The organism is Microbacterium awajiense (assembly GCF_039536545.1).
GTDB lineage: Bacteria > Actinomycetota > Actinomycetes > Actinomycetales > Microbacteriaceae > Microbacterium > Microbacterium awajiense.
This window is the reverse complement of record NZ_BAAAYU010000005.1, coordinates 1,454,457-1,478,736: the sequence shown is the minus strand read 5'-3', so window position 1 is coordinate 1,478,736 and position 24,280 is coordinate 1,454,457. Positions and strand designations below refer to the sequence as shown.

The following is a 24,280-nucleotide window of genomic DNA, read 5'->3' as shown; positions in this document are numbered from 1 at the left end:
TCGACCCTGATCGTCGGCAGCGGCCGGTCGTAGCCTGCGGATGTCGGACGGTGTCCCGGCCGGCGGACGGAGGGAGCGGACATGCAGAACATCGTCGTCGGGTATGACGAGAGCGCGGCCGCACGGAGCGCGCTCGAGTGGGTGGCGGACCGGTGCGCGGATCGGACGTGCACCGTCGTGCTCGCGATGGTGACGTCGGCCCTCGCCCCGGCCGGGGACCACTCCAAGAACCGGCTCGCCCTCCACGAGGCCGAGCGGCGGGTGCGGGATCGATCGCCCGGCTCGCACGTCGAGTCCCATCGCGTGGGGGGAACGATGCCGAAGGCCCTGGTGATGGAGGCCGACCATGCCGATCTGCTGGCGATCGGGGTGCACCGCGGGCGACCGATCCGCACCGCCCTCGGCGGATGGATGCCCTCACGCGTGATCGCGCGGGCCGACACCCCGGTGTGCCTGGTGCCAGATGACTGGAGCGCCAGTGACGAGCCGGTCACGGTCGGCGTCGACGACGACGCCTCGTCGGATGCCGCGCTGATGTTCGCCGCGCGCGAGGCCGAGGCCGGCGGCGGACGGCTGCGCATCGTGCATGCCTGGTCGATGCCGACTCCCACCATGGAGGGGGCCGTGGCATTGCTCGCGTCCCCGCTGCAGGTCAAGGAGGGCCATCGGCAGATCCTCAGAGACGCGGTGCGCCGCGTCAGGCAGGCGCGCCCCACGCTCGACATCGAAGAGCGACTGATCGCCGCACCACCCGGCGGTGCGCTGTGCGCCGAAGGGCCCCGGTCGAGCATGGTCGTGATCGGCACTCATCGACGTGGCGTGCTGGAAGCGGGGCTCATCGGGTCGGTCGCGCGAGACGTGATCGGCGAGGTCGACATCCCGGTCTGCGTCGTGCCGCCCGTCACTGCTCAGTAGACTCCCGCGTACCCGACTGAAGGAGGCCGACGTGCGCGCGACGGACTCCGACTCGACCCGGCGGCATCTCGACGGCCTCCTCGAGGCGGCCGGCAGCGTGGTCGAACGCCTCGAGCTCGAAGACGTCCTCGGCCGGATCGTCGAGTCCGCGATGGAGCTCGTCGGCGCGCGGTACGGTGCGCTGGGCGTGCTCGGTGACGACGGGATGCTCGACCGCTTCCTGCACCGCGGCATCCCCCGCGACATCGCGGCGCAGATCGGCGCCCCACCGCGCGGCTCCGGCATCCTCGGCGCCGTGATCGCGGCCGACGCACCGGTGCGGCTCGAGCACCTCGGCTCCGACCCGCGATCGGTCGGCTTCCCCGCCCACCACCCGCCGATGGACTCGTTCCTCGGCGTGCCGGTGCGCGTGCGCGGAGAGGTGTACGGCGACCTGTACTTGGCAGAGCGCATCGACGGGGCCTTCACGCACGAGGACGAGGCCCTCATCGTCTCGCTCGCCGCGATCGCCGGGATCGCGATCGCCAACGCGCGCCTGTTCGAGCGAGCCCGCACGCGCGAAGCCTGGAACGCGGCGCTCGCCGACGTCATGGGCGCTCTGCTCGTCGCCGACAGCGCAGACGCGTTCGACGTCATCACCGAGCGGCTGGCACCCATGGTCGGGGCCGACCTCGTCATCCTCGGAACGCTGGACGCGTCAGCGACGGCGCTCACCGTGGTCGCAGCGACCGGAACGGATGCCCCGAGTCTGCGCGGCCGCACGATCCCGCTCGAGGGGACCTTGGCCGAACGCGCGCTGAGGTCGGGGCGCGCCGCGAGCGCCCCTCACGTGCCCGAACTGAGCGAGCGGTCGTCGCTCGGGCCGACCGTCTCACTCCCGCTGCTGTCGGGCCGCGAGGCTCTCGGGGTGCTCACGCTCGCCCGCCGGGACGGCGGACGAGCATTCACCGACGATGAGCTCGAGATGGGGTTCGTGTTCGCCGGTCAGGCCGGTGTCGCGATCGAGGTGGTGCGCGGGCGCGACGACCGTCGTCGGCTCGAACTCGCCCGCGACCGCGCTCGCATCGCGCGTGACCTCCACGACCACGTCATCCAGCGCCTGTTCGGAGCCGGGCTCGCGCTGCAGGCGGTCGCGTCATCGGCCGATGACGGCACGGCCGCGGCGGTGACCGAGCAGATCGATGCACTCGACGAGGCGATCAAAGAGATCCGCACCGTGATCTTCGCGCTCGGCACCGGCGACGGCGCTCACAGCGGCGGCACCCGGGAGAGGCTGCTCGAGATCGCCGCCGAGGCCGCCCACCGCCTGCCATCCGCGCCGCGCATCCGCTTCTCGGGTGCGATCGACACTCTGGTGGGTCCCGACCTCGCCGAGGATCTCGCGGCGGTGCTGCGGGAGTGCTTGTCGAACGTCGTCCGTCACGCGGACGCGACGACGGTCGATATCGTCCTGCGGGTGGGCGAGGATGTCGCGCTGACGGTGACCGACGACGGCATGGGAATGCCCGCCGACGCGGTGTCACGCGGTCTCGCCAACCTCGGCGAGCGGGCGGCGCTGCGCGGCGGCACATTCGAGTGGGTCACCGCCGCCACCGGAGGGACCACCGCGACGTGGCGGGTTCCGGTCGACGAGGACGAGTCATGACCACCGTCTTCCTGGTCGACGATCACGAGGTGGTGCGCCGCGGCATCGCCCAGCTGCTGCACACCGCCGGCGACCTGGAGGTCGTGGGCGAGGCGGGGACGGTCGCCGACGCGCTGCGGCGCATCGAGGCGACGCAACCCGACGTGGCGGTGCTCGACGTCCGGCTGCCCGACGGCAGCGGCATCGCGCTGTGCCGCGAGGTGCTCTCCCGGCACAGCGGCATCCGTTGCCTCATCCTGACCGCGTACGACGACGACGAAGCGCTGCGAGCGGCCGCCCTGGCCGGCGCGAGCGGATACGTGCTCAAGGACGTGCGAAGCGGTGCCCTCGTCGATGCGATCCGGGCGGTCGCCAACGGCCGGAGTGTGCAGTCGTCGGCCTCGCTGCAGCGCGCCGCGAGCGCATCGGCCCCGCGCTCGCAGCCGGGCGATGTGTCGACGGCGGACCTGACCTATCGTGAGCGCCAGGTGCTCGACCTCATCGCCGACGGACTGACCAACCGGCAGATCGGGGACCACCTCGGGCTGGCCGAGAAGACGGTGAAGAACTACGTCAGCGCCCTCCTGGCCAAGTTGGGGATGGAGCGTCGCACCCAGGCTGCCGTCTACGGCGCCGAACACCGCGACCACGATCGAGGCCGCTGATCCGACGGGACGTTCGGCCCTGTCCGCCGTCTCGGCGGCGCGGGAACCTGTGTGCATCGGGGCGCGCATGCCTCGGCGGGAGGAGCATCATGAACGCACTGGTCATCTACGAGAGCATGTTCGGCAACACCCGTCAGGTCGCCGAGGCGATCGCCGACGGCCTCAGGACCACAGGCGCCGGTGTCACGGCAACCGACGTCGCGGACGCACCGCGCACCGTCCCGACCGACGTCGACCTTCTCGTCGTCGGCGGTCCGACCCACGCCTTCTCGATGTCGCGCACGACCACCCGCAATGACGCGGTCGCGCGCGGCGCCGACGACAAGGACGCATCCTTCGGCATTCGGGAGTGGATCACAGGGCTCCCCGATCAGCCGCATCCGCACGACTTCGCCGCCTTCGACACCCGCGCCGACGTACCGCTCCTTCCGGGCGCTGCGTCGAAGAGTCTCGTCAAGGCCGCGCGAGCGCGGGGCTTCCGCTCCGTGGCCCGCGAGAGCTTCCTCGTATCGGGGTACGAGGGGCCGCTGGTGGACGGCGAACTGGTGAGGGCGCGAGCCTGGGGCGAAGGGCTCGCCCCGGGCTCCGCCTGACCTGGGCCGGCGCGCGGGACCAATGGCCCTACCCCGACCGCTGCGATCGGCGCAGTCTGGTGCCAGACCCTCGATGAAGGAGGAGGGAGACCATGGTCACCGCGGCGAATCCGTATCTCACGCGCATCGATCCCGCATCGCCCGCCCCTGCGGCCTCGGGCGTGGAAGAGCTCGCACCCTCGGAGTGTTGGCGCTATGTGACGGCCAGTGAGGTGGGACGCCTGGCGATCGCAACCGATGGGGGCCGACCCGAGGTGTTCCCGATCGACTTCCGCGTGCACGATGGCGCGGTCTATCTGCGATCCGCGCCCGGCACGAAGCTGCGGCTCATGGCGCAGCATCCGGCTGTCGCATTCGAGGTGGACGGATCGGACGCACGCGCGTACTGGAGTGTCGTCATCCAGGCCGACGCACATCGGCTCGACACCGACGCCGACATCGAGGCGTCGGGCATCCTCGACCTCGACAGCTCGTCGCCGACGGCGAAACACAACTACGTGCGACTGAGCCCCGTGGCGATCACCGGGCGCCGCTTCCCCCGGCGCGACCGCTCGAATGCCACGGGCGACCGCCACGACGACAAGCCGTGGCCCATCCCGCACTTCGCACCGATCCACCCGTGATCTCGCGCACCGATGCGCGCAGAAAGGACGAGACGATGGCCACCGCGAACGTCGACCTCGTGTCGACACTCGACGAAGAAGCCTGCTGGGCGCTGCTGGCGCGCGGCGAGTTGGGAAGACTCGCCCTGTCGGTCGACGGGATGCCGGAGATCTTCCCCGTGAACTACGTCGCCGACGGTCCGCGCCTTCTGTTCCGCACCGCTCCCGGGTCGAAGCTCGACGATCTGACGGCGAACCCGCACGTCGCGTTCGAGGTCGATGAGTTCGACGGGACATCTGCTGCGAGCGTGATCGTCAAGGGCACCGCGGCGCAGCTGCGGCTGCAGCGCGAGATCGATCAGGCCGATGAGCTTCCGCTTCGGCCGTGGATCCCGACGCTGAAGTACCGCTGGGTCAGGATCGTGCCCACGTCGATCTCGGGGCGCCGCTTCGACCGGGGCGTCGAGCCCGAGCGCTACGTCGCGACCTTCGGGGGTCGCTAGCCTGCGGAGAGGCACGACGAACGCGCATTTGACATGCAAGTGTTCACTTGCCTATCGTGTGATCGTGGCTGATGTGTACCGCGCGCTGGCCGACCCGACCCGCAGAAGGATCCTGGACCTGCTGGTCCAGCGTGACGGCGTGACGCTGTTCGAGATCTGCAGCGTGCTCACCGAGGCGGGCACCGAGTCGTCTCGGCAGGCGATCTCGCAGCACCTCTCGGTGCTCGAGGAGAGCGGCCTCGTCCATGCCACGAAGGTCGGCCGCACGAAGGTGCATCGGGCCGACACCGAACCGCTGCGCGAGATCACGGAGCGGTGGCCCGTCGATCGGAAGGAAACCCAGTCATGAAGGCACGACTGCATGTGATGAGCGTGTTCGTGGACGACCAGCAGAAGGCGTTGGACTTCTACACGCAGACGCTCGGGTTCGTCGCGAAGCACGATGTTCCCGTCGGCGAGTACCGATGGCTCACCGTCGTCGCCGCCGACCAGCCCGACGGCGTCGAGCTGCTGCTCGAGCCCGACGAGAATCCGGCCGCGAAGGAGTACTCGCGGGCTCTCGCCGAGCAGGGCATCCCCGCGGCGTCCTTCGCGGTCGAAGACGTGGATGAGGCGTACCGCGAGTTGACCGGCGAGGGCGTGGTCTTCGTGCAGCCGCCCGGCCCGGCCGGCCCGATGCGCATGGCGGTGCTCGACGACACCTGCGGCAACCTCGTCCAGCTCGTGAGCCCGGCCTGATCCGTCGCCGACGGCGACTGGCGTCGACGCGTCACTGCACCCCCGGATCCGAAGACGCCGGGGGTGCAGTGACACTCGCGCTAGCCGACCAGCGTGAACGACCTGGTGGACGAGTTTCCGGCCACGTCGTAGACCACGAGCACGTTCTCACCCGCAACAGCGCCGAACACCCCGGGCCTGACGAAGTTCACATCAGACCACGTGTTGTCCGTCAGGTCCTTCACGACGCCGTTGATCACGACCTTGTCGATCTTTCCCGCGTCGAACAGCTTGAAGCTGACCTTCTCATACCCGGTCCCGCTGACGACGGTGAACCCCTCGCCGGACTTGACCGACGCCACCGGCGCCGTGGCGTCCACGGTGAAGGTCACCGTGCGCGTGCGGGCGATGTTGCCGGCCAGATCCTCAGCGTTGTACTTCATCGAGTACTCCCCGTCAGGCAGCGACACCGTCGCCGAGTGGGTGCCGGACTTGGCGCCACCCTCGACGCGCGTCTGGGTGCTCTTGACGAGCTTCCCGTCCTGATAGATGTTCGCCACGATGCGGGACAGCCCGACATCGTCCGTCGCCGTCATCTCGATGTCGACCACCGGGAACGGGCCGGCCGACGCCGGAGAGCGCAACTCCACGACAGGCCGCTCCTCATCGACCACCGGCACACTCTCGTTGGCCACACGAAGAGTGTCGAACGTCGCCGTCCCCGCCGTCGCCGCATGTGCGGAGACGTAGGCCAACCCGACGTCGAGCGACTCGTCGGCATTCACCAGCGTCACCGGATCGCCGACGGGCTGCCAGGTCACGCCGTCCTCCGATACGTACCCGGTGACGACATCGCCGTCACGCGCGAGGCGGAGGTGGACGGGTTCGATCTTCGCGTTGCCGAAGCCCTGGTAGTGATCGAGATACCCGTCTCCGTTCGAGTCCGCGAACAGTGTCACGCCGCTCTCCTGCTGTGCAGCGATCGACACATACCCGGCAGCGGACCCGGGTGCGGTGATGTCGTTGCGCAACACCAGTGCGGCCTTGCTGTTGCGGCGGATCGAGTCGTACTCGGCCACCCGGACCGACACGACCGACTGGGCACCGGCGGCATCGGGTGCGTAGAGAGCGCCGAACTGATCCTGGACGATTCCGAAGCCCTGGAACATGTCGGTACCCGCCGCGGTCACCTCGTACGATCCGTCACCCTGCGAGAACGACGCATCGACGTTGCTGTACGTGAGCAGCGGCCCGGGGTCGATCGCTTCAGGGCCCACCTCGACCTGAACGGACGCCGAGACCGTCCCCACGGTCGCGGTGATCGTTCGCTCGCCCTCCGCCGGGAAGGTGACGCGGGTGCCCTCGACGACGTCGGCCGGGTTGTCACTCGTGAGGATGATGTCGCCGGCGTCCAGCGGGACGACCCTGCCGTCCGCATCCTCGCCGGTCACGGTGAACGCCACGGTGTCACCCATCGAGACGAAGGTGTGCGCAGTGCTCACGTCCACAGAGACGAGGTCGCCCGGGTCTCCCAGGCTCGACACCGACAGATCCGTGAAGTCGGCCCGACCATAGGTGATGACGTCATGGGAAACATGCACGATGCCCGCGTCCTGCACCGCATCGGCCCCCACGGTCGTACGGGTGCCCACGGTCGTCCAGGTGGCACCGTCATCCTTGGAGTACTTCGCGGTCACGACATCGCCGTCCCGACTCAGCTGGAGCGACACCGGGGCTTTCACGCCCGCAGCGATGACATTGTGATCCAGCGTGCCGTTGTTGTCGGTGTCGGAGCTGAGGATGACGCCCTTGGCCGGAGTGACGACGAGCACGAGGTAGCCGCCGGGTGAGAACGGAGTCGCGATGTCGTTGCGCAGGACGAGGCCGCTCTTGGTCCAATCGTTGATGTGCTCCTGGTCCGTGACCTTCACGGTGATCGAGTCACCATCGCCCACGGCATCCTCGACGTAGATGGCTGCGTAGTCGTCGTCGTTCTGGTTCACGCCCCAGATGTCGGCGCCCGCCTGCCACAGTGCGAACTCGTCGCCGTACTGGCCCGCCAGGTACGCACCGTTGCCGGTGTCCTTGAAGGGCGCTTGCACAGCACCGCCGACGGAGACCTCTTCGGTACCCACCGCCGACACCGTGTCGGAGGTCGCGGTGATCGTGACGGGTGCGGTCATGATCGCGTCTGTCAGCTCGCTCGGCGCGGCGATCGACCACCGCTGCGAAGCGGTCGTCCCGGTCGTCACCGAGGTGGCCGGATCGGGATCCAGCGCGGTGACGGACCAGCCGTCGGGAACATCGGCGCCGATAGCGAATCCGGTGTGGTCCGCCGCGAGGTCTGCGAAGCCCGCCGACACGATGCTCTCGCCCGCGACGGTCTCGACCGAGGTGTCCAGGCACGCGCTGCCGGGACGGTCGGGATCGGTCCCCGTCCGGCGCTCCACCGGGACGCCGGCATGGAACCGGATGTCGGTGATCTCGCAGTTCACCACATCCGCAGGCGCGAAGTTGGTCGCCTCGACCAGGGTGTTCCGGTTCGCGCGGACGATCGTGTTTCCTTCAGAGATCCAGTTTCCCGCGCCGGACAAGTTGCCGGTGTTCGGGGCACGGAAGTTCGCACCGAACCAGTCGCCGTTGACCGCGACGTTGTCGTTGAAGGTGAGGTCTCGCGAGCCCTCGTCAGGGTAGAACGCCCGGTTGCGGGGCTCGACGATGTAGTTCTCCGACCACACCGATCCAGGGTTCGCGGACAGGTTGTAGAACCCGCCGAGGTCGGTGTGCCGCAGCCCGAAGCGCGCGGTGTAGTTCGCGGTGATGAGGTTGTCACGTGCCGTCGTCGGAGTCGTGAAGATCGGCTGGTGGTCGTACAGTCCGCGATTGAGGTAGTCAGAGGACCCGCCTGCGTCGTTCGCGCCCCACCCGTAGCCGGTGTTGATCGCACCGTACGGCATGTCGGTGACGTCGTTGTGCGCGATGACCGAGTCTGCGGTGTAGGTCATCAGGATGCCGACTCCGCTGGTGTAGGTGTCGGCGGCATCCCAGATGCGGTTCTCGGTGATCGTGATGTCCGACACCGTCATGCGCGCGACGGTCGCATCGCTGACCGCAGGGTCTCGAGTGCCATCGGCGAGGGTGCCGGGATGGTGCGCCTGCTGCTCGATTCCTCCGATCGTGATGGCGTTCGAGCCGATCTCGGTGAACGTCGAGCCGTGCACCGTGATGCGCTGGGTACCCAGTCCGACGCCCGAGAGGTGCGCCGTCGCGTCGTTGCCGATTCCCAAGCCGCTTCCGCCGAGTCCGTAGAACGCGGACTCGGTGATGGTGACGTCCGTTGCGGCTGAGATCTGCACGGCCGAGGGAACCTGTCGCCAGTGGGGACGCGACGACTCGAACGTGGGGTATCCGCCCTCGGGGTAGTCGTCGCCGACCGAGAGATAGCCACCGGTCTGCTGGTCGGCGTATCCGCCGGTCTCCGTCGGCTCGTTCCACGTGGCTCCTGTGAAGGCGAGCCCGTCGAAGCTGAGGTGGTGGACCTGGTCGTCAGTCGTGCCGCTGATCGACACGAGCGTCTCGAGCCGGGGCAGTTCGACCTCGAGGGAGTCGATGTCGGCGCCCGCGACAGGCTTGTAGTACAGGGTGTCGGCGGCCGTGTCGAGGAACCATTCGTTCTCGGCATCCAGGAACGCCAGCGCGTTCTCGGCGTAGAAGCCGCTCTCATGGAACGGGCTGGCCAGATGGTCCCAGCCCCACGTGTTGTTGTGCCATGCCGGATTCGCCATCTCGAGCACCGTGCCGTCCGGGCTCAGCCCGTCGACGCCGCTGTACCGGTCGGTGAAGGAGTTGATCCCGCGCAGCTCGACCTCCGCGAGTTCGGCGGCAGACAGCGCACGCAGAAACGCCATCTGACTGGTCATGGTCAGACCGTCGGCCGTGAACGCGCTCTGCGCAGGCCGTGAGAACCGGGTCTGGGCGCGCACGGCGCTCTCGCCGTCGACGTAGAGGTTGCGCGTCTGAGCATCGGCGGGCACCGACGCGGCGTAGATGCCGGTCTCGGCGTCGGCGAGTGTCCAATTCGACACCGGAACGGCGCCGGAGATCACGGGGGTCGCGCCATCGGCCGCCGTCCATCGCACCGAGTAGCCGTTGCTGCCCGAATCCGATGCGTCGAACATCAGAGGCTCGGTGAGCCGATAGGTGCCGTTCGCGAGGACGACCTCGATGTCGGCGGACATATCCGAGTTGAGCGCGCGCACCAGCTCCTGCGCACGGATGAGGGACGCCGGGTCGGCGGCCGTTCCCGCCCCACTGTCACTGCCGTCGACGGCCACGTGGATGCGTTGTTCGGATTCTGCTGCTGCGGCGGCTGTGGCGCCGACCGTCGCGGTCGCGATCATCGATCCGATGGCCGCGCTCGCGACGAGTGCTGTGGAGATCCCGCGACGTCCGTGTCGTTTGGGGAGCATCGATGCCCTCTTCTTCTTCTCGGTGGGGCGACCACGGTGGACACCCTCGACTCACCTGAAACATACGATGTCAGTCATCTGAGCCATTCGCAAGCACTTTCTGCTTCTCGCGGATGCTGCGCCGCGGCCGTTGCCGACGTCGAGCCGGGCACACCGACCAGCGCACCCGGTTCGTGCGCGGACACGCGGTCCCGGCCGGTCAAAAAGGCGACGGCAGGGGCCGTCGTCGATCCTGAGAAGCGGTCAGCGCGGACAGGTCATCAGCGGCTTCGGCCCCGAGCGGTCGAATGAGTGCGCACTCATCGGCTGACGACACAGTGGGCACGGCCGCTCGGTGCGCGTCGGCTCGGGTTCCGTATCGTACGGCCCCACGGACGCCGGCCCCGCGACGCGCACGAGCCATCCGTTGACGAAGGCGTACAGCCCTCCGGCCTCGCGCACACGCCGCCGCAGGCTGGCTTTCGAGGGAGGGGGCGAATCGCTTCGTGTCACAATCATCAGTGTACTAAGTATTTCGCGATAGCATCCCGCCATGGCCGACGATCTGCTCAAGCTCGACAACCAGGTCTGCTTCTCGCTTGTCACCGCGGCGCGCAACGTCGTCGGCATCTACCGCCCGGTGCTCGCCCCACTCGGTCTGACCCACCCGCAGTACCTCGTGATGCTCGCCCTATGGGAGCGGGCACCGCGATCACTGTCCCATCTTGCGACGGCGCTCGCGATGGAGCCGGCGACGCTCTCGCCGCTGGTGAAGCGACTCGAGACCCAGGGCCTGGTGGATCGGATGCGACGACCCGAGGACGAGCGCGTGCTCGACATCACGCTCACCGACGCGGGCAGGGAACTGCGAGCGCGGGCGGAACGCGTGCCCGAGCAGATCATGGCACTCACCGGGATGACCGTCGCCGACCTCGAGGCGCTCCGCGACGCGCTCGCACCGTTCGCCGGGCCGCGGGATTCAGCCCGCGATCAGTGACGGCGGGCACGCCGTCACGGTGTGCCCGCCTCGGGCTTCAGCGCCAACTGGTGAGCTTGTCGGGATTGCGCACGAGCCACACGTCGGTCACCCGGTCCGCACGCACTCCGAGCACGATGACGGTGTCGACCACGCCGTTCTCGCTGACGACGAACCCCAGTCCGTCGGCCGTCATGATCGGATCGGCGCGCGCGTGCGGACGCTGCGTGAGGACACCCAGAATGAAGCGAGCGACCTTGACGGCGCCGCGCACGGGGCGTCGCGCGGCGCTGACCTTGCCGCCGCCGTCCGACGTGAGGGTCACCCCCGGATCGAGAAGCGTCATCAGCGCGTCGAAGTCGCCCGCGCCGGTCGCCGCAGCGAACGCGGCCGCGATCGCGTCGTGCCGCTCACGGGGGGCGGCATGATCGGTCCGCGCGCGCACCTTCCGTCGAGCCGATGACGCCAATTGCCGCGTCGCCTCCACGGAACGTCCCACGGTCTCGGCGATCTGAGCGAACGGCATCTCGAACACATCGTGCAGAACGAATGCGACGCGCTCTGCAGGTGTGAGGGTGTCGAGCACGATCTGAAGCGCCATGCTCACCGAATCGTCGAGGGCGACCTTCTCGAGCGGGTCCGCCGCCCGCGCTGCATCGAGGTGGACGGGCACGGGCTCGGGGAGCCAGGATCCCACGTACGTCTCGCGCCGCACGCGGGCAGATCCGAGCATGTCGAGACAGATGCGCGAGGTGACACGCATCATCCACGCGCCCGGGTTGTCGATCGCCGCCCGCTGGTCGTCGCTGAGCCGGACCCAGCGCACGAACGCGTCCTGCACCGCGTCTTCAGCGTCGCCGAGACTGCCCAGCATGCGGTAGGCCAGCCCGCGCAGCGCGGGGCGCTCGGCTTCCAGCGCGGCCGTGACCTCGTCGCCCGTCACCCCGTGCCTCCGTCCTTCGAACCGGCCGAACCGTCGGCCGGTCGGTCGTCGCTGTCCCTGACGATACGACGACGCAGGGCGCTCGACCGTGAGCCTCACACTTCGTGCGGCCACCTCGTCGGAACAGCGGGCGTGCGTAGGCCGCCCCGAACAGAAAGGTGGACATGAGAATCGCGATTGCAGGAGGAACGGGGTTGATGGGCGGTCTCGTCGTGCACGAGGCCCGGGCCCGCGGACACGAAACGGTCGTCCTGTCCCGGTCTCGAGGCGTCGACCTGACGACGGGCAGCAACGTCGACGGGGCCATCGTCGGCACGGATGCAGTCATCGATGCCACCAACCTGAGCACCCTCGACGCGGACGAGTCCAGGCGGTTCTTCGCGGGCGTCACCCGCACGCTTCTCGCGGCCGAAGAGCGCGCTGGCGTCGAGCACCACATCGCGCTGTCGATCGTCGGCGTCGATCGTGCCCCCTTCGACTACTACGCCGGCAAGCGCGCCCAAGAGGTGATGATCGAAGCCGGGCCCGTGCCCTGGACGATCCTGCGGGCGACGCAGTTCCACGAGTTCGCCGGACAGGTGTTCGCGACTGCGAAGGCCGGCCCCGTGCACATCGCACCGAAGATGCGCACACAGCCGATCGCTGCGCGCGAAGTCGCCACACGACTGGTCGATCTCGCCGAGTCGCGCGCGCGGGACGGCCATGTCGAGATCGCCGGTCCGCGAGAGGAGTCGCTGGTCGACATGATCAGGCGATGGGCGCGCGCGACCGGGCACCGCGGGTGGATCCCGGCCGTATCGCTCCTCGGTGGTGCGGGCAAGGCCCAGCGCGACGGCACCCTGCTCGCGGGCGAGGGCGCCGAGATCGGATTCGAGACCTTCGACGCGTGGTTGACGCGCACCACCGGCTGACATTCCGCTGCGATCGCAAAGCGTGATCGCGTTCTGTCTCTCCTTGTCGAGGGTGAACCAGCCTGTTCGGCGCACCGAATCGCTGTGAATCGCATCAGAGCTTTTCATTCCAACAGCGGCATGCGATTGCATGGTGGCCACGGGGGAGCCGATCGAAAGTGGAGAATCAATGCATAGGAAGACACGACTGACAGTGGCCGCGCTGGCCGGTGCGGCGCTCGTCGGAGGCTCGGCGATCGCGCTCGCCCCGGCCGCGACCGCGATTCCGGTCAATTCGCACTGCGGTACGGAATCCGCCGGGCCGCGTGCCGGTTTCGTCAGCCACGATCAGCTGACCAAGGAACTCCAGAAGATCGAGTCCACGAGCAAGGGCCGAGTCGACGTCGAGGTCGCCGGTTACAGCAACGAAGGACGCGAGATCTATCAGGCGCGGGTGGGCACCGGTGACACCGTCATGATGGTGCAGTCGCAGATCCACGGCAACGAGAACCACGGCACCGAGGCCCTGCTCTCGCTGCTCAAGGAGCTCGGCGGCAGCTCCGCCGCCGCGGCGGAGATCCGCGAGAACATCACGATCGTCGCGATCCCCCGGCTCAACGCCGACGGGGGCGAGCACGACACCCGCCAGAACGCGATGAGCTGGGATGACGTCGTCGCCGACTTCCCGCAGTTGGCCGGTGTCGACCCGGCGTGGAACTACAACTCCAGGGTGCCCGGCTTCGATGTCAACCGCGACTTCAACCCGGACCTCGACTACGTACCCCAGCCCGAGGACTTCCCGGGCAACAGCGCGGACACCGGCTGGTTCATCACCCCCGAGGCGCAGACGGCGCGTGACGTGTATGCGAACATCGAGGACGAGTTCGGCATCGTGGACTACTTCGTCGACCTGCACAACCAGTGGCCGTGCTACCAGCAGGCTGGCACCGACAACATGTCGCCGCTGTCGATCTCGGGACGCTTCATCGCCGACCCGGCCGCATTCGGCGACTGGCCGAACTTCGACTACGACGCCTCGCGTCAAGCGAACGTCGCGGTCTACGATGCCCTCCAGGACAACGGCGCGTCCGGCTTCGGCCACGTCACGCTGTACCCGCAGAGCATCAACCTGCCAGGTACAGCGCTCGGGTCGTTCGCGCTGCGCGGCAGCGCGACGGTGCTGTTCGAGACGTCGAGCAACACGCAGTCCGACGGTCAGAAGCGGAACGGCTTCCTGACCAAGCAGGTCGAGATCGGGCTCAAGGGCTTGATCACGGCGATCGCCGACGGCTCGATCGATGCGATCGACCCCGAGGACTACGAGCAGATCCCGGAGCGGATCACACTGCCGGCGGACTGACCGGCAGACCGGAGACGTCGGGGTCGGTCCTGCACGGGGCCGGCCCCGACGTCCTGCGCAGGGCTGATCACGCGCGCTGACCGAGGAAGCGGCCGACGGCGTCGGCCACCGCCACGGGAAACGCCCGGAGCTGCCCGACGTCGACCCACTCGTCGACGGCGTGCAGGCCGCCGCCGGCGGGTCCGCACACGACGGTGGGGATGCCGGCGGCCTCCCAGAGCGCGGACTCCATCCAGTACGGCGCACCGAACCGTCCGGGCTGCACGCCCGCCGACGCGAGTGATGTCGCCAGCAGCTGCGACAACGCGGCGGCATCGCCCGCGGTGCCCGCCTGCCAGGCATCCCGATCCAGAACCCTCCGTACGTCGGCGCGAAGCCCCGGTGTCCTCGCGACGACCGAGTCCACCAGGCCCTGCACCTCGCCGAGGGCGCGCTGCGGACTCTCGCCCGGCAGCGTGCGTCGCTCGACTGCGACGTGAGCGTTCGCCGCGATCGTGAACGTCGCCGTTCCGGATCGCGCCGTCGTCGCTCGCAGGGAGCCGTGACCGAGGAGCGGGTGCGCGGGGGTGAGCGTCAGCCCGTGATCGAAGCGCGCGATCTCGCCGAGCAGGTCTCCCAGTGCCCGTAGTGCGTCCACGGAGGACTCGGGCTGCGACGAGTGCGCCGCCCTTCCGCGCAGGTCGACATCGAACACGGCGTAGCCGCGATGCGCGATCGCGAGGTCGAGCCCGGTGGGTTCGGCGATGAGGCACACGTCGGGCACGATGCCCATCGACCGGACCACGTCGATGACCGTCTCGGCCCCGACGCTGCCGTCTTCTTCGTCGGCGACGAAGGCGACGATGATCGTTCCCGGGGCATCCTGCCGGGCGAGTTGCTTCGCCGCCACCAGCAGTCCCGCCAGACCGCCCTTCATGTCGCTCGATCCGCGCCCGGTGAGGCGGTCGCCGTCGAGGCGCGCGGCGAACGGGTGCACCATTTCCTCGACACCGACCGTGTCGAGATGCCCGTTGAGCACCACGGTGCGACCGACGACCGTGCCGGCGCGGACCGCCACCACGCTGATGCGGCGCGGATCGGCGACGGCAGGAACGAGGCGGACGCGGAATCCGGCGTTCTCGAGCCAGGATGCCACGTAGTCCGCGATCCGCCGCTCTCCCGCGGCGCCGGGGACCAGACTCGGGCTCACCGAGTCGATTCCGATCAGCGCCGCAGTCAAGTCGACGACGTCGTCCGGCTGCACGATCCCGAGTCTCGCACAGGGACGATCTGCCGAGCGCGCGGCGGACCGATCACCTACATGAGCTTGGTCGACTGCAGCATCTTGTCCATCTTCTCGTTCATGTCGATGAGCGGTCGCCGCAGCACGAGGCCCAGCAGCAGCATCGGGACCAGGAAGGCGAGGAGCCAGCCGAGCGAGATCCAGTAGTCGGCGTCATAGATCCCGGCAAGAGCCGCACGGAAGGCATCGATCGCATGCGTTCCCGGGAGGAACGGACTGACGTTCTGGAACCACTCGGGCAGCAGCACCAGCGGGTACGCACCGCCGGCACCCGCCACCTGGATGACGAGCAGGAACACCGCGAGTGCCTTGCCCGCGTCGCTGAACGAGACGACGAGCGTATAGATGATGAAGGTGAACACGAGCGACGTCGCCCAGCCGGTCAGCATGAACAGCAGCGGGTGCACAGGCTGGAGCCCGACGAGCAGGATGTTGCCGAGGAACACGAGAGTGCTCTGGGCGAGCCCGATCAGTGCGAAGATAGCGTACCTGCCGAGGAATCGCTGGGTGATCGTCAGTTCCGGGCCACCGTCGACCGCCTGCGTCGGCGGATCCACACGGAGGGTCACCGCGATCAGCAGCGCGCCCACCCACAGCGAGAGCACGGTGTAGAGCGCGGCCATGCCCGCGCCGAAGCTCACGACGGGATAGACCTCGATCCGCTCCAGTCCGATGGGTTGGGCGATCGCGGCCGCGAGAACCGACGGGTTCGCGCCGATGATCGCACTGACCTGGCTGAAGTCCCCGGTGTCGATCGCCACCGAGAGTGTCTGGACGACGCGATCGACCTCGTCGGCCGCCGCGGCGAGCGTGTCGGCGAGGACCCGGTTGTCCTCTGCCGCGTTGTCGAGCACGGTCACCACGTCGCCGGCGGAGTCGCTCACCGCGCTCACGTCCCCGCCCAGCGAGCCCAGCGCGCCACCGACGGCAGTGAGGGTGACGGCCAATTGCTCGAGCGTGGGCCGCAGGTCGTTGGCGTACACCGTGCTCGCGTTCGAAATCGCGGTCTGCGCCTCGACGATGCGCTCCTCGATCTGCGCCCGGAACCGCTGCGCGTCCGCGTTGCCGGCCGAGATCCCCGCGGATGTCTCACGCAGCCGGGACTCCAGCACCCGTTCCTGATCGATCGCGCGGTCCAGGCTCTCGATGATGGCGTCGAACGCCGGCAGGTCCTCCTCGGGAAGGCGCGGGCCGACGTCGGTGACGAGCCGGTCGCGCAGCTCCACGTGGTCGTCGATGAGGATCGTGAGGTCGTCCGCCATTCGATCGGTCAGCTCCGCGCTCGCCGCTGCGTCGGCGTCCAGACCGGAGAAGATGCGGTCGATGTCCGAGCCGAACCGGTTCAACTGATCGAGGCTCGCGCCGAGCGCGTCGGTGAGGGCACCGGTCGCGCGCGCGATCGCGGCCTCAGACTGCTCCGCGGCCGTGATGCCTTCCTGCACCGTGCCCGTCGCAGCCGCGAACTCCGAGTCGACGGCGTCGAGCAGGTGGGAGGCGCTCTCGACGAGGGGGACGCTGGCTTCGAGCAGCGATGTGAACATGCTCGCAGTGCCGGACGCGGCGCGAAGCTGGACGCCGACGTCGCTGATGTGCGCTTCCATCCGGGTGAGCGCCGCCTCCGATTGGCCGTCGGACAATGACTTCGCGAGAGACGAGACGAGGCTGAGCGCGACGTCGCTGAGCTCCTCCGTGAACTCCGCGTTGATCTTCGCGGTGAGGTCATCGGCGCCCTCGCTGGTGATGAGGGGGGCGAGCGGATTCGACTTGTCGTTGGTGTAGTAGTCGACGTGGGTTCGACGAGACCCGTCGGTGTAGAACGTGAGCATCCGCTCGCTGAAGTCCTCCGGCAGGACCATCGCGGCGTAGTACTCACCCGACTCGGTCCCGGCGATCGCTTCGTCCTCGGTCGTGATGACCCAATCGAGCTGATCGTTCGCGCGCAACGCCGACTCGACGATGCTTCCGACGTTGACGTGGAGCGGCAGGAGCGGGCTCGTGTACCCCTTGTCGACGCTCGCCACGGCCACCTTCAGATTGCGGGTGTTGTCGAACGGCTCCCAGCTTCCGATCACGTTGAACCATGTGAAGGCGGAGGGAATCGCGATGAGACCGCACAGCACGATGACCGACATGACCTTGCTCGTCGCCCGGCGCAGGTCGGCGCGGAAGAGCTGCCAGATGCCACTCACCGCTGGGCCTCCAGTTCTGCCAGTTCCCGACGCAGTTCCGCGTCGGGCATCTCGCCCACCTCCGTCGACAGCTTGAGGCTGTAGCGGATGTACTCGAGCGCGACGAGCGCGACGAAGATGATCACCAACCAGAGGATCCACAGGCCGACGAACGAGGTCTTCTCGTCGGGGAAGACGACGGCGAGCACGGCGATCGCGAGGATGCCGGCCAGACCCACCGCGACGATCGCGGTCCGTACCCTTCGATACGAGCGGGCGAAGGGCAGCGCCCGTCTGGCGAGCCGCTGGTTGTAGCCTGCACGGTCGGCCAGGGCGCGCAAGACGTGGTCGAGCCGGTATCCGGGCCCGGCAGGGGCCCCGCTCTCAGAGGTGAACAGCTCGGTCTCGGCCACCTCCTGGGTGAACAGACGCGTGAGGTTGGAGACGCTCGCGCGCAGGACGAGACCGAGGAAGAACGCGAGCGCGACGAAGAGGAGGAGCGTTCCCATGTATCTCCAGTAGGCGAACCCGGCGAAGCCGCTGATGACCTCGCGCATGGCATCGATGCCGTACGTGAACGGGAAGAAGGGGTAGAGCTGCTGGAAGAAGTCCGGCATGAGCTGGATCGGGTAGATGCCCGAGGCGCCCGGGATCTGCATGATCACGAGGATCACGACGAGCCCCTTGCCGATGTAGCCGAACGTGACCGAGATCGCGTAGATGATGCTCAGATAGCTGAGACCGATGAGAACCGGGGTGACGATGAAGACCGCGACATCGACGTGCTGCACGCCGATGATCAGATTGCCGATGCTGAGAGTGACGGCCTGCGCGACGGCGATCGCGGCGAACAGGAGCCACCGGCCGAGGTAGCCCTGCCTCTCGGTCAGGCCGGGGACGCCCTCGTCGTCGACGCCGAGCCTGAGGATCACGACCAGGACGAACGCCCCGATCCACAGCGACAGATTGATGAACAGCGACGCCATCTGAGACCCGTACGCGTGGGTGGGGAAGATCGTGTGCTGGTCGACGATGACCGGCGTCGACATGAACTCGGCGATCTGCTCCGCGTTCAGCGAGCTCAGAGACTCGAGCTGCTGCCACAGCGCCGCGCCGCCCAGCGCCTGCAGGTCGCTCACCGCGATGCCCATGTCCGCCTCGAGCATGGCCAGGTCGGCATCGAGACTGACCAGCGCTGCGGAGGTCTGCTCCAACTGCTGCGCCAACCCGATCAGGAGTGACTCCGCCTCCTCCAGGATCGTGCGCTGGGCCGAGACGGCGGCCGAGAGCGAATCGACGGCAGCGCTCACTTCGCCGATCCCGGCGAGCGCGGCCGCGGCCCCCTGTGCGACTTCGGCGGACCCGATGACATAGCCCGTGGTCGCGTCGCCCGCGAGACGGAGGAGATCGGTCTGCGCACGATCCGCGAGGGCCTGCGCATCGCGCAGGGTCGCCTGCACGTCGCCCAATGCGACATCGAGATTCCGCAGGGTGCCGGCGTCGGCCTCCAGACCCCGGCCGGCACTGTCGAGATCGGCCTTCAGGACCTCGAGGTGGGATCGCGTCTGAGCGATGGCCGCCGCCGCGTCGTCGAGGTCGTCGATGATGCCGGCCTCGATGTCGATCAGCTCATCCTCGGCTTCGGACCCGCCGGTCTGGATCGCGGTCACGACGGCATCGGCCACCTGCTGATTGAACGCGTCGATCATCTGCGTCTGGATCGTGGTGGCGCCAGTGTCGGTGATCTCAGGCGCGATTCCGTTGAGCTTCTCGTTCACGTAGTACTGCAGGCGAGGCTTTGTGAAGTCGCCCGACATGAGCGTCAGCAGATCCGCGGTGAACGTGCTCGGCACGACGAAGGCGGCGTAGCTGTCACCGCTGCGGATCGAGTCCATGGCCTCCGACTCAGACAGGAACTGCCAACCGAGATCGTCGTTCTCCTTGAGCTGGGCGACCAGCTGGTCGCCCACGTTCACTTCGCCGGTGACCGTGCTCGAGCCGCCCTCGTCGAGGTTGACGACTGCGACGTTCAGGTACTTCGTGTTGTCGAAAGGGTTCCAGAACGCCGCGATGTTGAACCACGCGTACAGGGACGGCGTGATGAGCGCCCCTCCGATGATCACGAGGGCGAGAGGCACGCGCCCGAGTCGCTTCGCGTCGCGGACGAACACACGCCAGACGTTGCGCATACCGGTACTCCGCCTCTCCTGGTCTGACGTACATCCGTCGGATGCCGTGCGGCTCGTGCGATCTCTGTGGCCAGCCGTTGGCCACGCTAGCGACGCCTCACCGTCGGGGCGTCGCTGCGGTCGCAGTCCTCATCCCCAAGATCACCCGACCATCACCTGTGGCTCGGCCTCGGGGTCGGAGATGAGCACGCTGTGCATCTCGATCGCTTCGCGTCTCGACGACACTCCGAGCTTTCGATACAGCGAACTCAGGTGCGTCTTGACGGTGTTCGGCGAGAGGAAGAGGGCCGAGGCGAGGTCCGCGACGCGGGCGTGGGTGGCCAGTGCCGCGAACACGCGTCGCTCGCTCGCCGTGAGGTTGAGCGTCGACCTTCCCAGCTCGGGGAACGTCAGTCCCTCGATCGCCGCGTCGACGATCGCACGCTGGTCGTCCGGCATCGCGGCCACGATCGCCTCGACCACCCACCGCGGCGTCGACAGCACAGCACGTCGCGCATGAGGATTGGTCACGAGAGACGCGAATCGCCGTGCGGACTCAGGCCCGACGGTGTCGCGCGCCACGACCTCCCACGTCCTGAGACAGACCAGATCGGCCTCTCTGGCCGGCGACGACCACGCCTCGGACGAGAGATCGCGGATGTACCGCGCCGCCGCGTCGAGGTCGCCGCGCGCGAGCGCGAGCCGGGCGAGCGCGGTGACCGCCAGGGGGCCGGGTTCCTTCACGACCAGCGCGGCGCGTTGCGCGGCCCGTTCGCGGCCCAGCATGAGAAACGACTCGATGTAGACGCGTGCGAGGATGTCCGCCGGCAGCGTACCGTCCTGCGTGCGGTGCGTCGAGGCGGCGACCCGGGCTGCTTCGATCGCCTCGAAGGGCCTGCCCGAGAGCAGGAAGTACCTCGCCTTGGCGAGTGCGACGAACGACCAGGTGAAGGCGGTCGGCTCCAGATGCAGAAGCTGCTGCACTCGCTCGGGCTCCTCGATCCCACCCGCCTCGAGCGAAACGAGCAGGTCCGCGATCGTCTCCGCCTGCGCTTCGGGCGCGTATGCCGCGGTCAGAGGTGGGAGCGCGCGGGCCGCGGCGAGTGATCGCTGCGCGTCCGCGACACTTCCGCGCAGCACCTCCGCCAAGGCCTGTCGGCCGAGCACACTCCGTTCACCGTTGGTGGAGCCGGAGCAGCGCGCCACCTCGCGCGCCGTCGACAACTCCCGCACCGCGCCCGCGGTGTCGCCGGCGAGCAGAAGCGCTGAGCCGACGGCACCATGGAGCAGCCACAGATTGCTGCCGCGCTCAGCCCGGTCGGGCACGGCCAAGTCGTAGATGCGCGCGCGGAGCACGCGCGCATACTCCGCGCTCCCGCGGAGGTCGCCATTCCATCGCGACGTGAGGATCTGCAGCACCACGATCATGTCCCTGACCGTTTCGCTTGCCTCGACATCGTCGAGCGACGACGCGTCGAACGGCGCGCTCGATGCGGCGAGCGCCGGCGTCATCGGATGCAGCGCCCTCAGAACGGAGTATCGCTCCAGGGTTCGGCCGGGCAATTCGCTGATCGCCTGCAGCAGGATCTCGTAGTGGCGGTCGTAGAGCGTCCAGAGGTTCTCGTGCACCACGCGCGCGAGCAGGTCGACGTCAGCGCCCTCCCGCGCGGTTTCGAGCGCAGCGATCACCCGGTCCGACTGTTCATTCTGCATCGCGGCAGATCCATTCCTCTGCGGTCCCACGCCTCCGAAGCACCGGGGCATGTCGTGCACTTCAGCACGAGTCGGGGCAAGGCTGACATGCGCACCGAGGCCGACGGGGCACTACACCCGCGGAATCGCCCGTGCCGTCATCCTTCGCATCCTCCCCCGATCACCCGACCGTCTCGCGGTCCGCACGCGACAACGAGATGACACCGAAGCCCGCCACCAGACCGGCGGCGATGAACGCGAACACAGACCACAGCGGAGCACCGCTGGCCTCGCCGAGGATCGTGATGCCGAGCACGACCGCCACCGCCGGGTCCACCACGGTCAGTCCGGCCACGACGACCTCGGGACGATTCGACGCGTGCGCCAACTGCACGAAGTAGATCGACAAGCCCCCGGCGACGCCGATGCCCACCAGACATCCGATCGTCAGCACGTTGGCGGCATCCAGCCTGAAGTCGTCGTGGTGGAGCGCCGACTGGACTCGCAGAATGACGGTCTTGCCGAGGGTCGCGACGAAGGCCGAGAGCACACCGCCCACGAGGACCCAGGTGATCGCAGGGACCCGGCGGCGGCGCGAAACCGCCCACAGCACTCCCGTGACGATCAGGACGACGGTCAGGACGGTGAGCACCGCCACGAGCTGGACGTCCGTGATCGCATGCTGGGTGCTCACGAGCGCCGCGACCGTCACGAACGCCGCCACTCCCAGCACGCACACCGTGATCGATCGGACGACGGCCGCCGACGGCGACCGATGCGCGAAGACGGCGGTCAGCACCACGGTGAACACGAGAGCCGTGACGCCGATCGGCTGCACCACGATGAGGGGGGCGAACGTGAGACTGGCGAGCTGCAACAGGATCGCCGCGCCCAGCAGCACCCCGCCGATCAGCCACCAACGATTGCGGACGAGGTGGGAGACCTTCGAGCCGCCTGCTCCCCCGGCCGTCTTCGTCTGCATGATGCGCACGCCGCGCGCCTGCAGGAGGTTGCCGACCGCCAGGGTCGCCGCCGACAGCAGAGCCAGGACGATCCCCGCGATCGGCGCGGATTCCAACGTCATGTCATTCCTCGCTTTCGACGTGGAGCTTCACGCTGATCTCATACGCGTCGAGCTCGTCGAGGATGTAGCGCAGCGCCGGCGTGCTGTACCTCCCCGATCGTCCGAGCTCGTGCAAGCGCGCGCGCATGGTGTCCACCACGGCGAGTTCGAGCTGATGCACGGATGCCGCATCGCCAGCAGGGGTGTCGGCTGCGACGAACCGCGACAGGACGTCGGCACCCAGCTCCGGTGGGAACGCGGTGCCGTCGGGCCGGGCGATGGCGCCGCTCTCCACGGCAGCGCGAGCGGTGGTGCGGAGGTCATCGTCGATCTCACGGATCTCGTCGCGCGGTGGTCCCGCGCCTCCCGACTTGCGCAGCCCGAGCATCTTCGCCAGCAACGGCAGGGTGAGTCCCTGGACGAGCAGGCTGCCGGCGGCGACGGCGAACGCGATGAACACGAGCAGGTCGCGCTGCGGAGTCTCGGCGGGAAGGGTCTGTGCCGCCGCCAGCGTGACCGCTCCGCGCATACCCGCCCACACCACGATCGTGCTGTGCTTCCAGGTCAAGGGCGACGAATCGAAGTAGTCGATATCGGCGCGCATGCGTCCGGTGGCCTTCTGCCGCCGTCCCGTCTGCGCCCCGCGAGCCGCCTCGAGCCGGGTGCGGCGGCGGCCGGCGGCCCGACGTGCGTGCAGACGCAGCATCGGCATGACGTAGGCGGCGCGGACCAGCACGATGAGCACGAAGGCGAGCGCTGCGATCCCGAGGCCGCTGAGCAGCCGCTGTGCACCACCGCCGTTGCCCTGCACGATGGCGAACAGTTCGAGACCCATGATGAGGAAGACCGCGCCCTCGAGGAGGAACTCGATCGTGCGCCACGTCGATGCGTCGGAGATCCGCTGCTCGGGTGTCAGCCACCGCACCGAGCCTTGACCGCACACCACGCCCGCGACGACCGCGGCGACGAGTCCGGAGCCGCCCAGTGCCTCGGTCGGCAGGTAGGCGAGGTACGGAACGGTCAGCCCGAGTGCGGTGTTCGCAGTGGGGCTGGTCGTCCAGTGCCGCAGGCGCAGCGCGATCAGCCCGGCCACCGCCCCCACGACGATCGCGGACACGACGGCCCAGGCGAACGATCCGAGGGTCGTGAGGAAGGAGAATCCCGCGGCGGCCGCCACCACCGCCGTGCGCAGCAGGACCAGCGCAGAGGCGTCGTTGAGCAGGGATTCCCCCTCGAGGATCGTGACCACCCGACGGGGAACGCCGAGCCGACGGACGATCGACGTCGCCACCGCATCGGTCGGGCTGAGAATGGCCCCCAGCGCGACGGCGAGCGCGAACCCGAGGCCGGGAATGAGCCACCAGAACAGCAGCCCGAGCAGCAGTGCGCTGATCACGACGAGCACCACGGACAGTCCGCCGATGGCCGTGATGTCGCGGCGGAACTCGATCGCCGGCGCCGACACGGCAGCCGAGAACAGCAGCGGAGGAAGGACGGCGACGAGGATCACCTCGGGCGGGATCGTGATCGCCGGGACCGCGGGGAGGAAGCTGATGACGACACCGACCATCACGAGGATGAGGGGGCCGGCCACCCCGGTGCGGCTCGCGATCGAGTTCGCGAAGACGATGATGAGCACGCCGACCACGACGACGAGGAGGATTGCCATCG

Annotated in this window: 19 protein-coding genes; 11 read left to right on the top strand and 8 right to left on the bottom strand. The window is 68.5% G+C overall.

Annotation, left to right across the window (positions count from 1 at the left end; translation table 11 throughout):
• Positions 1-81 precede the first annotated feature (81 nt).
• From ABD663_RS13485 to ABD663_RS13450, 8 genes are all read left to right on the top strand, one after another.
• Complete coding sequence (locus ABD663_RS13485; protein ID WP_344739391.1) at positions 82-915, top strand: universal stress protein; 834 nt, start codon at positions 82-84, stop codon at positions 913-915.
• A gap of 31 nt (positions 916-946) precedes the next feature.
• Positions 947-2,560, top strand: coding sequence for a sensor histidine kinase (locus ABD663_RS13480; RefSeq protein ID WP_344739390.1), 1,614 nt, complete (start codon positions 947-949; stop codon positions 2,558-2,560).
• The gene (locus ABD663_RS13475) at positions 2,557-3,204 is read left to right on the top strand and encodes a response regulator (RefSeq protein WP_344739389.1); all 648 of its coding nucleotides are present in this window, start codon (positions 2,557-2,559) and stop codon (positions 3,202-3,204) included. Before ABD663_RS13480 ends, ABD663_RS13475 begins: the two co-directional genes overlap by 4 nt.
• A gap of 89 nt (positions 3,205-3,293) precedes the next feature.
• Complete coding sequence (locus ABD663_RS13470; protein ID WP_344739388.1) at positions 3,294-3,797, top strand: flavodoxin family protein; 504 nt, start codon at positions 3,294-3,296, stop codon at positions 3,795-3,797.
• Positions 3,798-3,889: 92 nt separating this feature from the next.
• On the top strand, positions 3,890-4,420 hold the full coding sequence (locus ABD663_RS13465) for a pyridoxamine 5'-phosphate oxidase family protein (RefSeq protein WP_344739387.1): 531 nt from the start codon (positions 3,890-3,892) through the stop codon (positions 4,418-4,420).
• Between the two features lie 35 nt (positions 4,421-4,455).
• The gene (locus ABD663_RS13460; RefSeq protein ID WP_344739386.1) at positions 4,456-4,902 is read left to right on the top strand and encodes a pyridoxamine 5'-phosphate oxidase family protein; all 447 of its coding nucleotides are present in this window, start codon (positions 4,456-4,458) and stop codon (positions 4,900-4,902) included.
• 64 nt (positions 4,903-4,966) lie between these two features.
• Complete coding sequence (locus ABD663_RS13455; RefSeq protein ID WP_344739385.1) at positions 4,967-5,251, top strand: ArsR/SmtB family transcription factor; 285 nt, start codon at positions 4,967-4,969, stop codon at positions 5,249-5,251.
• A complete protein-coding gene (locus ABD663_RS13450) occupies positions 5,248-5,640 on the top strand; it encodes a VOC family protein (RefSeq protein ID WP_344739384.1) in 393 nt (130 codons plus the stop codon). The genes ABD663_RS13455 and ABD663_RS13450 overlap by 4 nt, the downstream gene beginning before the upstream one ends.
• 80 nt (positions 5,641-5,720) lie before the next feature.
• Here the strand turns inward: ABD663_RS13450 and ABD663_RS13445 are convergent, their stop codons facing one another.
• Positions 5,721-10,088: a DUF1349 domain-containing protein gene (locus tag ABD663_RS13445; protein ID WP_344739383.1), complete on the bottom strand. Its 4,368-nt coding sequence runs from the start codon at positions 10,086-10,088 to the stop codon at positions 5,721-5,723.
• Between the two features lie 532 nt (positions 10,089-10,620).
• Here ABD663_RS13445 and ABD663_RS13440 point away from each other — a divergent pair.
• Positions 10,621-11,064, top strand: a complete 444-nt coding sequence (locus ABD663_RS13440) for a MarR family winged helix-turn-helix transcriptional regulator (RefSeq protein WP_344739382.1) — start codon at positions 10,621-10,623, stop codon at positions 11,062-11,064.
• A gap of 37 nt (positions 11,065-11,101) precedes the next feature.
• Here the strand turns inward: ABD663_RS13440 and sigJ are convergent, their stop codons facing one another.
• On the bottom strand, positions 11,102-11,986 hold the full coding sequence (gene sigJ, locus ABD663_RS13435) for an RNA polymerase sigma factor SigJ (protein ID WP_344739381.1): 885 nt from the start codon (positions 11,984-11,986) through the stop codon (positions 11,102-11,104).
• Between the two features lie 164 nt (positions 11,987-12,150).
• On the opposite strand from sigJ, the gene ABD663_RS13430 reads away from it, so the two are divergent.
• The gene (locus tag ABD663_RS13430) at positions 12,151-12,897 is read left to right on the top strand and encodes an SDR family oxidoreductase (protein WP_344739380.1); all 747 of its coding nucleotides are present in this window, start codon (positions 12,151-12,153) and stop codon (positions 12,895-12,897) included.
• A 169-nt stretch (positions 12,898-13,066) separates the two neighbouring features.
• Positions 13,067-14,236 (top strand): M14 family zinc carboxypeptidase, encoded by a 1,170-nt coding sequence (locus ABD663_RS13425; protein ID WP_344739379.1) that lies wholly within the window; start codon positions 13,067-13,069, stop codon positions 14,234-14,236.
• A 67-nt stretch (positions 14,237-14,303) separates the two neighbouring features.
• Here ABD663_RS13425 and ABD663_RS13420 read toward each other — a convergent pair whose 3' ends face one another.
• The 6 genes from ABD663_RS13420 to ABD663_RS13395 form a co-directional block, all read right to left on the bottom strand.
• The gene (locus tag ABD663_RS13420; RefSeq protein ID WP_344739378.1) at positions 14,304-15,479 is read right to left on the bottom strand and encodes a M20/M25/M40 family metallo-hydrolase; all 1,176 of its coding nucleotides are present in this window, start codon (positions 15,477-15,479) and stop codon (positions 14,304-14,306) included.
• A gap of 53 nt (positions 15,480-15,532) precedes the next feature.
• A complete protein-coding gene (locus ABD663_RS13415; protein ID WP_344739377.1) occupies positions 15,533-17,707 on the bottom strand; it encodes a YhgE/Pip family protein in 2,175 nt (724 codons plus the stop codon).
• A complete protein-coding gene (locus ABD663_RS13410; RefSeq protein ID WP_344739376.1) occupies positions 17,704-19,875 on the bottom strand; it encodes a YhgE/Pip family protein in 2,172 nt (723 codons plus the stop codon). Before ABD663_RS13410 ends, ABD663_RS13415 begins: the two co-directional genes overlap by 4 nt.
• Positions 19,876-20,016: 141 nt before the next feature.
• Positions 20,017-21,567, bottom strand: a complete 1,551-nt coding sequence (locus tag ABD663_RS13405; protein WP_344739375.1) for a helix-turn-helix transcriptional regulator — start codon at positions 21,565-21,567, stop codon at positions 20,017-20,019.
• A gap of 160 nt (positions 21,568-21,727) precedes the next feature.
• A complete protein-coding gene (locus ABD663_RS13400) occupies positions 21,728-22,630 on the bottom strand; it encodes a DMT family protein (protein ID WP_344739374.1) in 903 nt (300 codons plus the stop codon).
• Between the two features lies 1 nt (position 22,631).
• A complete protein-coding gene (locus tag ABD663_RS13395) occupies positions 22,632-24,278 on the bottom strand; it encodes a cation:proton antiporter (RefSeq protein ID WP_344739373.1) in 1,647 nt (548 codons plus the stop codon).
• Positions 24,279-24,280: the final 2 nt, after the last annotated feature.

Excerpts from the sequence above, each read along its gene's own strand:
- ABD663_RS13410 (WP_344739376.1), bottom strand. The coding sequence starts at position 19,875 with ATGCGCAACGTCTGGCGTGTGTTCGTCCGCGACGCGAAGCGACTCGGG.
- ABD663_RS13465 (WP_344739387.1), top strand. The coding sequence starts at position 3,890 with ATGGTCACCGCGGCGAATCCGTATCTCACGCGCATCGATCCCGCATCG.
- ABD663_RS13445 (WP_344739383.1), bottom strand. The coding sequence starts at position 10,088 with ATGCTCCCCAAACGACACGGACGTCGCGGGATCTCCACAGCACTCGTC.
- ABD663_RS13395 (WP_344739373.1), bottom strand. The coding sequence starts at position 24,278 with ATGGCAATCCTCCTCGTCGTCGTGGTCGGCGTGCTCATCATCGTCTTC.
- ABD663_RS13470 (WP_344739388.1), top strand. The coding sequence starts at position 3,294 with ATGAACGCACTGGTCATCTACGAGAGCATGTTCGGCAACACCCGTCAG.
- ABD663_RS13475 (WP_344739389.1), top strand. The coding sequence starts at position 2,557 with ATGACCACCGTCTTCCTGGTCGACGATCACGAGGTGGTGCGCCGCGGC.
- ABD663_RS13450 (WP_344739384.1), top strand. The coding sequence starts at position 5,248 with ATGAAGGCACGACTGCATGTGATGAGCGTGTTCGTGGACGACCAGCAG.
- ABD663_RS13440 (WP_344739382.1), top strand. The coding sequence starts at position 10,621 with ATGGCCGACGATCTGCTCAAGCTCGACAACCAGGTCTGCTTCTCGCTT.
- ABD663_RS13430 (WP_344739380.1), top strand. The coding sequence starts at position 12,151 with ATGAGAATCGCGATTGCAGGAGGAACGGGGTTGATGGGCGGTCTCGTC.
- ABD663_RS13405 (WP_344739375.1), bottom strand. The coding sequence starts at position 21,567 with ATGCAGAATGAACAGTCGGACCGGGTGATCGCTGCGCTCGAAACCGCG.
- ABD663_RS13460 (WP_344739386.1), top strand. The coding sequence starts at position 4,456 with ATGGCCACCGCGAACGTCGACCTCGTGTCGACACTCGACGAAGAAGCC.
- ABD663_RS13485 (WP_344739391.1), top strand. The coding sequence starts at position 82 with ATGCAGAACATCGTCGTCGGGTATGACGAGAGCGCGGCCGCACGGAGC.
- ABD663_RS13425 (WP_344739379.1), top strand. The coding sequence starts at position 13,067 with ATGCATAGGAAGACACGACTGACAGTGGCCGCGCTGGCCGGTGCGGCG.
- ABD663_RS13400 (WP_344739374.1), bottom strand. The coding sequence starts at position 22,630 with ATGACGTTGGAATCCGCGCCGATCGCGGGGATCGTCCTGGCTCTGCTG.